This is a genomic window from Streptomyces turgidiscabies Car8, from assembly GCF_000331005.1.
Taxonomy (GTDB): domain Bacteria; phylum Actinomycetota; class Actinomycetes; order Streptomycetales; family Streptomycetaceae; genus Streptomyces; species Streptomyces turgidiscabies.
In genome coordinates this window covers 21530-28366 of record NZ_AEJB01000312.1, presented here as the reverse complement: position 1 = coordinate 28366, position 6837 = coordinate 21530, and the positions used below count along the sequence as shown (strand labels likewise).

7 protein-coding genes are annotated in these 6837 nt (G+C 70.5%); 1 reads left to right on the top strand and 6 read right to left on the bottom strand.

Going from position 1 to position 6837, the window contains the following annotated elements; translation table 11 throughout:
- From STRTUCAR8_RS20440 to STRTUCAR8_RS20430, 3 genes are all read right to left on the bottom strand, one after another.
- A partial coding sequence (locus STRTUCAR8_RS20440; RefSeq protein WP_422125688.1) for a hypothetical protein occupies window positions 1-246 on the bottom strand: 246 nt, incomplete at its 3' end.
- A 578-nt stretch (window positions 247-824) separates the two neighbouring features.
- Complete coding sequence (locus STRTUCAR8_RS20435; protein ID WP_006377769.1) at window positions 825-3128, bottom strand: heavy metal translocating P-type ATPase; 2304 nt, start codon at window positions 3126-3128, stop codon at window positions 825-827.
- Window positions 3129-3147: 19 nt separating this feature from the next.
- Window positions 3148-3387 (bottom strand): heavy-metal-associated domain-containing protein, encoded by a 240-nt coding sequence (locus tag STRTUCAR8_RS20430; protein ID WP_006377759.1) that lies wholly within the window; start codon window positions 3385-3387, stop codon window positions 3148-3150.
- A gap of 196 nt (window positions 3388-3583) precedes the next feature.
- On the opposite strand from STRTUCAR8_RS20430, the gene STRTUCAR8_RS20425 reads away from it, so the two are divergent.
- Complete coding sequence (locus STRTUCAR8_RS20425) at window positions 3584-4627, top strand: zinc-dependent alcohol dehydrogenase family protein (RefSeq protein WP_006377768.1); 1044 nt, start codon at window positions 3584-3586, stop codon at window positions 4625-4627.
- Here STRTUCAR8_RS20425 and STRTUCAR8_RS20420 read toward each other — a convergent pair.
- From STRTUCAR8_RS20420 to STRTUCAR8_RS20410, 3 genes are all read right to left on the bottom strand, one after another.
- A complete protein-coding gene (locus STRTUCAR8_RS20420; protein WP_006377750.1) occupies window positions 4608-5210 on the bottom strand; it encodes a GNAT family N-acetyltransferase in 603 nt (200 codons plus the stop codon). The genes STRTUCAR8_RS20425 and STRTUCAR8_RS20420 overlap by 20 nt on opposite strands.
- Before the next feature lie 64 nt (window positions 5211-5274).
- Window positions 5275-5475 (bottom strand): helix-turn-helix transcriptional regulator, encoded by a 201-nt coding sequence (locus STRTUCAR8_RS20415; RefSeq protein ID WP_006377748.1) that lies wholly within the window; start codon window positions 5473-5475, stop codon window positions 5275-5277.
- A 286-nt stretch (window positions 5476-5761) separates the two neighbouring features.
- Window positions 5762-6700, bottom strand: coding sequence for a sugar phosphate isomerase/epimerase family protein (locus STRTUCAR8_RS20410; protein ID WP_006377754.1), 939 nt, complete (start codon window positions 6698-6700; stop codon window positions 5762-5764).
- Between the last annotated feature and the right edge of the window lie 137 nt (window positions 6701-6837).

Sequence of the window (6837 nt, the reverse complement as noted above, 5' to 3'; positions counted from 1 at the left end):
GAGGTCGTCGTGCACGGCCGGCATACGGGCCGAGCCGTAGCGGCCGGGGCCCGCCTCGACCGGGACGCGGGCGAAGCGCTGGCGGGCGGAGGGGAGGCCCGTCGAGGCCCTCACCTCCAACTCCGTTTCGTCGTCCGTGGCCAGGAGCAGGAAGGCGGAGTCCGCATCGAGCATGTCGCGGGCCCGCTCCACCGTGCGCTGGAGCAGGCCGTCGAGGTCGTCGGGGGCCGGGGAGCCGATGAACACCTCGAAGGGGTCGGTGTTCTGGCCCTCGGAGCTTCCCATGTCCCGGTGCGGATTCCCCCCACGGGATCCGGCCGGGCGTTTCGGAGGACAGCGCCTGAATTCGCTATCAACTGGTGTGCAGGCCGCCGAAGCTGCCGTTGTTGTGCCTACCCGCCGGAGCGGGCTTTGAGCAAAACGAGCAAAACTCGTCGTACTCCTGCTGTGTGCGATCTGCCGGGACGCGCACGCTGGGGTGGGCCGCTCAAGCTTCCCGGTGTACGTGTCCCGGCAACGCATCTCCGAGGACGTCCCCCAAGACATCCTCAGACGTCAGCCGGCGCCCCCCAAGACGCTGGTCTGACATCGCCAACTTAGACCTTTGAAGCCCTTCGATGGTTACGTTCACAGCACTGTGATCTGCGTCTCTCGCATATGTCCTTTAGGTACGCCAGATCCCGGTTGTCGCGACCGGGACCCCAGCGTAAGGATGATGCGGGAGCCTTGTGAAGAGCTTATGTGAGGCTCGCGTCGGACTCCATAGGGACTAGGACACCTACTTAAGCGTACTGGCGGTAACTTCGGCCGGTCAGGGGCCGATCTCAGCGGAAAGTGCGCAGTCGGAGGCTGTTGGTGACGACGAACACGGAGGAGAAGGCCATCGCGGCCCCCGCGATCATCGGATTGAGCAGACCGGCCGCGGCCAACGGCAGCGCCGCCACGTTGTAGCCGAAGGCCCACACCAGGTTGCCCTTGATGGTCGAGAGCGTCTTCCGGGACAGCCGGATGGCGTCGGCGGCCACGCGCAGGTCCCCGCGCACCAGCGTCAGATCGCTCGCCTCGATCGCCGCGTCCGTGCCGGTGCCCATCGCCAGGCCCAGATCGGCGGTGGCCAGGGCCGCCGCGTCGTTCACGCCGTCGCCGACCATCGCGACGGTCCGCCCCTCGCCCTGCAGCCGCCGTACGGCGTCGACCTTCTCCTCCGGCAGCACGTCCGCGATCACCTGGTCGATCCCGACGGCCGCCGCCACCGCGTCCGCCACCGCCCGGTTGTCCCCGGTCAGCAGCACCGGCGTCAGCCCCAGTGCCCGCAGCTCGCGCACAGCCTCGGCGCTGGTCTCCTTGACCGCGTCGGCGACGGTGACGACACCGCGTGCCACCCCGCCCCAGGAGACCACGACGGCCGTACGTCCGCCGCTCTCGGCCTCGGCCTTCGCGTGGGCCAACTCCTGTGGGAGCGGCCCCGACAGCCCGTCCGTGAGCCGTCCGACGGCCGCCTCGTGCCCGTCCACGCGCCCCCGTACGCCTCTCCCGGCCACGTTCTCGAAGGCCTCGGCCTCCGGCAGCGTCCCGACCCGCTCCACCGCCCCGGCGGCGATCGCCCGAGCGACCGGATGCTCGGAGGCGTGTTCGAGGGCGCCCGCGAGTCGCAGCACCTGCTTCTCGTCCTCGCCCTCGGCGGCGTACACCTCCTGGAGGGTCATACGGCCCGTGGTGACCGTGCCCGTCTTGTCCAGGACGATCGTGTCGACGCGGCGCGTGGACTCCAGGACCTCGGGGCCCTTGATGAGGATGCCGAGCTGCGCCCCGCGCCCGGTGCCGACCATCAGCGCGGTCGGCGTGGCCAGGCCCAGCGCACAGGGGCAGGCGATGATCAGGACGGCGACGGCGGCGGTGAAGGCGGCGACCGTGTCGCCCGTGACACCGAGCCAGGCACCGAACGTACCGAGCGCGATCAGCAGCACCACCGGCACGAAGATCCCGGAGATCCGGTCGGCGAGCCGCTGCACCTCGGCCTTGCCGTTCTGCGCGTCCTCCACCAGCCGGGCCATCCGCGCGAGCTGGGTGTCCGCGCCGACCCGGGTGGCCTCGACGACCAGCCGGCCCCCCGCGTTCACCGTCGCGCCCGTGACGGTGTCGCCGGCGCCCACGTCGACCGGCACGGACTCGCCGGTCAGCATCGACGCGTCGACCGCCGAGGCGCCCTCGACGACGGTGCCGTCGGTGGCGATCTTCTCCCCGGGTCGTACGACGAACCGGTCCCCGATCGCCAACTCGCCGACGGGAACGCGCACTTCACGCCCTCCGCGCAGCACGGAGACGTCCTTGGCGCCCAGTTCCATGAGGGCCCGCAGGGCCGCGCCCGAGTGGCGCTTGGCGCGGGCCTCCAGATAGCGCCCGAGGAGGAGGAACGCGATGACCCCGGCGGCGACTTCGAGGTAGATCTCGGAGGTGCCGCCCGTCCGGGAGGCGGTGAAGGAGAAGCTCTCGCGTATCCCCATCCCGCCCGTTCCCGCCATCCCGTCCATCCCCGGCATCACGGGCTTGCCCGCGTCGCCCCAGAACAGGGCCCACAGGGACCAGCCGTACGCGGCGAGCGTGCCGACCGACACCAGGGTGTCCATGGTGGCCGCGCCGTGCCGGGCGTTGGTGAACGCGGCCCGGTGGAACGGCAGTCCGCCCCAGACGACGACCGGGGAGGCGAGCGTCAGCGCGAGCCAGCGCCAGTTGTCGAACTGGAGCGCGGGAACCATGGACATCAGCGCGACCGGCGCGGCCAGCAGTACGGAGACGACGAGCCGCTGCCGCAGAGCGGCCAGTTCGGGGTCGGCGTCCCGCTCGGCCGCGGGTGCCTCCGTCACGGCCGGCGGGGGCGGCTCCTCGGCCGTGTACCCCGTCTTCACGACGGTGGCGATCAGGTCATCGACCCCCACGCCGTCGGCGTACGCGATCTTCGCCTTCTCCGTCGCGTAGTTGACCGTGGCGAGGACGCCGTCCATCCGGTTGAGCTTCTTCTCGACGCGGGACGCGCAGCTGGCACACGTCATCCCGCCGATGGTCAGCTCGACCTCGTGGGGCGTGACTGTCGGGGTCTCGGTGCTGGTACTGGTACCGGTGCTGGTCATGGTCGCCGCGTCCCTGGGGTCAGGCCCGGCCGGCCAGTTCGAAGCCCGCTTCGTCGACCGCGGCGCGCACGGCGGCCTCGTCGAGCGGGGCTTCGGAGACCACGGTGACCTCGCCGGTGGCGGCGACGGCCTTGACGGAGGTGACCCCGGCCAGCTCGGAGATCTCACTCGAGACCGAGCCCTCGCAGTGCCCGCAGCTCATGCCGGTCACCTGGTAGACGGCGGTGACGGAACCCGGGGTGTCGGTCTGCGCGGTCATGTCGTGCTCCTCTTCGCTTCTTCGCTTCTTCGCTTCTTCGCTTCTTCGAGGTGTCTGTCGTGGGGCGTCGCCGTGACGGACGAGCCCCCTGAGTCTCACACTACTATACCCCTGGGGGGTACTCGGCTCATGGCCGTGGCAAGATCTTCGGCACTGGCGGCTGTGGTTACGGCCACGACGGTGAGGGCGAGGGCGTATGCGTGCGGTGGTCTTCGAGCGTTACGGGGAACCGGCCGAGGTGCGGGAGGTGCCGGACCCCGTGCCCGCGCCGCACGGGGTCGTGGTGCGCGTCGAGGCCACCGGGCTGTGCCGGAGCGACTGGCACGGCTGGATGGGCCACGACCCCGACATCGCGCTGCCGCACGTGCCCGGCCATGAACTCGCCGGTGTCGTCGAGGCGGTCGGCGCCGGGGTGACCGGCTGGCGGGCCGGGGACCGGGTCACGGTGCCCTTCGTCTGCGCCTGCGGTAGCTGCCCGTCCTGCATGGCCGGGGACCAGCAGGTGTGCGAGCGGCAGACCCAGCCGGGGTTCACGCACTGGGGTTCGTTCGCGGAGTTCGTGGCGCTGGACCACGCCGACGTGAACCTCGTCGCCATGCCCGAGGAGATGTCCTACGGGACAGCGGCCTCGCTGGGCTGCCGGTTCGCGACGGCCTACCGGGCGGTGGTCCAGCAGGGGCGGGTGGCGGCGGGGGAGTGGGTCGCCGTGCACGGGTGCGGGGGCGTGGGCCTCTCCGCCGTGATGATCGCGGCGGCCTCAGGCGCCCGGGTCGTCGCGGTCGACGTGTCCCCCGGGGCGCTGGAGCTGGCGCGGAAGTTCGGCGCGGCGGAGTGCGTGAACGCGGCCACGACCGACGACACGGCAGCGGCCGTACGTGAACTGACCGGCGGCGGCGCCCAGTTGTCGCTGGACGCGCTCGGCTCACCGGTCACCTGCGCGGCCTCGGTCAACGGCCTCCGCCGCCGAGGCCGGCACGTCCAGGTCGGCCTGCTCCCGTCGTCCACCGGTTCGACACCCGTTCCGATGGCCCGCGCGATCGCCCTGGAACTCGAACTCCTGGGCAGCCACGGCATGGCCGCCCACACCTACCCGCCGATGCTCGAACTGGTACGGGCGGGCATCCTCCGCCCGGACCTGCTGGTCACGTCCACCATCCCGCTGACGGACTCCCCGCCCGCCCTGGCCGCGATGGGGACGGCACCGGGGGCGGGGGTGACGGTCATCGAGCCGTGGCGCTGATCTCGGCGAGGTCCGGATACCCGTGGTGGGCGGCCCATTCGTGGGCGAGGACGGACATGCGTACGGCGTCGATCCACTCGCCCGCGTGCAGCAGGGTCTGGCGCTCGACGCCCTCGGCCACGAAACCGGCCTTCTCGTAGGCGCGGCGCGCCCGGGGGTTGAAGGCGAAGACATGCAACGACACGCGGTGCAGGCCCAGTTGCTCGAAGGCGTGCCCGACGATCAGGCGGACGGCCTCGGTGCCGACACCGCGGTCGCGCCCGCCCGCCCCGACCAGAATGCGGAAGTTGCAGTTCAGGTTGCTCTCGTCCCACTCGTTCAGGACCACTTCGCCGACGAGTTCCCCGCTCGCCCGGTCCACGATGCCCAGGTCGAGCCGGTCGGTCTGGGCGTTCCGGGTGGTGTACCAGGCGCGCAGCCGGTCCGGGTCGAACGCCTCGGTGGGACTGCCGGTGAGCCTGATCACCTCGGGATCGACCAGGATCCGGGCCATGACGGGCACGTCGTCCTCGGCGAACGGCCGCAGCACGGCCCTCTCGCCGGTGAGGACGGGCTTGACGGAGAAGTCGGCGACGTTGGTCATGCCGCTGACTGTGCCCCACCCGGGAGCGGGGCACAGGTGAATATTCGCCAGCCGTCGTCAGGCGTCAATCGACTCGTCTGCCGCGGTTGCCCGGTCGGGCCGCGACCCACGCTCGTACGGTGTCGGCGTACCAGTAGGGCTTGCCGCTCTCCACGTGGTCGGGGGCGGGCAGCAGACCGTGTTTGCGGTACGACCGCACGGTGTCCGGCTGGACACGGATGTGTGCGGCGATCTCTTTGTACGACCAGAGCCGTCGGTCGGTCATCGGTGCACCTCCCTGCGCGTGCGTCACGGGGGCGGCCAGGGTGGGCCGTCGGGGGAGCCGGACGCTGCGCTTGGCGATCACAAAGCCATTGCCCGTTGAACGACCTGTGGTGACCCTGGGTCAGTGTCTGTTGACGCGGTGTGACGCAGAACCCGCGTACGCGCGACATGTGTGACACGAAGGGAGTTTTTGTGACAGGAGTGACGCATAGGCGCACGCCCGCAGACCGGAGTGGCACGTTGACCTGCGGGCGTACGCCCCGTAAAGAACTGCCGGTTTCGCGGTGTTACGCCCCGCAGGACCGGAGGAACGCCCGTGTCCGCTGGGCGATCGGCAGCGGCTTGTCCGGCTCGCACGGGTACATGTCCTGCTCGACGATCGCGAACAGATCCACGTCCAGCTTCTGGGCGGCGGCCAGCACCGGGCCCAACTCCGGTACGCCGGCCGGGGGTTCGCACATGACGCCGCGGGCGACCGCCGGACCGAACGGAACCTCGTTCGCACGTACGTCCGCGAGGATCTCGGGGTCGACCTGCTTGAGGTGCAGGTAGCCGATCCGCTCGCCGTAGGTCTCGATCAGCTTGACGCTGTCGCCGCCGCAGTAGGCGTAGTGGCCCGTGTCGAGGCACAGCGAGACGAGCGAGGAGTCGGTGCCGTCGAGGAAGCGTGTGACGTTCGTCTCGCTGTCGATGTGCGTGTCGGCGTGCGGGTGGACGACGATCTGAAGGCCGTACCGCTCCCGCACCTCGTGGCCGAGCCGCTCGGTCAGTGTCGTCAGGTTGCGCCACTGCTCGGGCGTGAGGGTGTCGGACTCCAGTACCTCACCGGTCTTGTCGTCCCGCCAGAAGGACGGGATGACCACCAGGTGGGACGCGCCCATGGCCTGGGCCAGCACCGCGTTGTCCGCGACGTGCGCCCAGGTCTTCTCCCAGACGGATTCGCCGTGGTGAAGCCCGGTGAAGACGGTGCCGGCCGACACCTTCAGGCCGCGCTTGGTGGTCTCCTCGGTGAGGACGGCCGGGTCGGTCGGCAGGTACCCGTACGGGCCCAGCTCGATCCACTCGTAGCCGGACTGTGAGACCTCGTCGAGGAAGCGCTGCCACGGAACCTGCTTGGGGTCGTCCGGAAACCACACACCCCAGGAGTCGGGCGCCGACCCGACTCGGATGCGTGACAGCGGGAGGCCCGACGGGGATGAAGCGGAGGAAGGGGACGACGTAGTCATGGGCGTCAGCTTCAGCTCACGCCGGGACGCGTGTCAAGGTCTGGTCCGAATGTCCGGACAAACTATTGACAGGGCTCCGTGAGGCGGGCTAGACCTGAGGGCGAGCCGCTGTGCGAGTTGCCGGGCGAGCCGTGTGA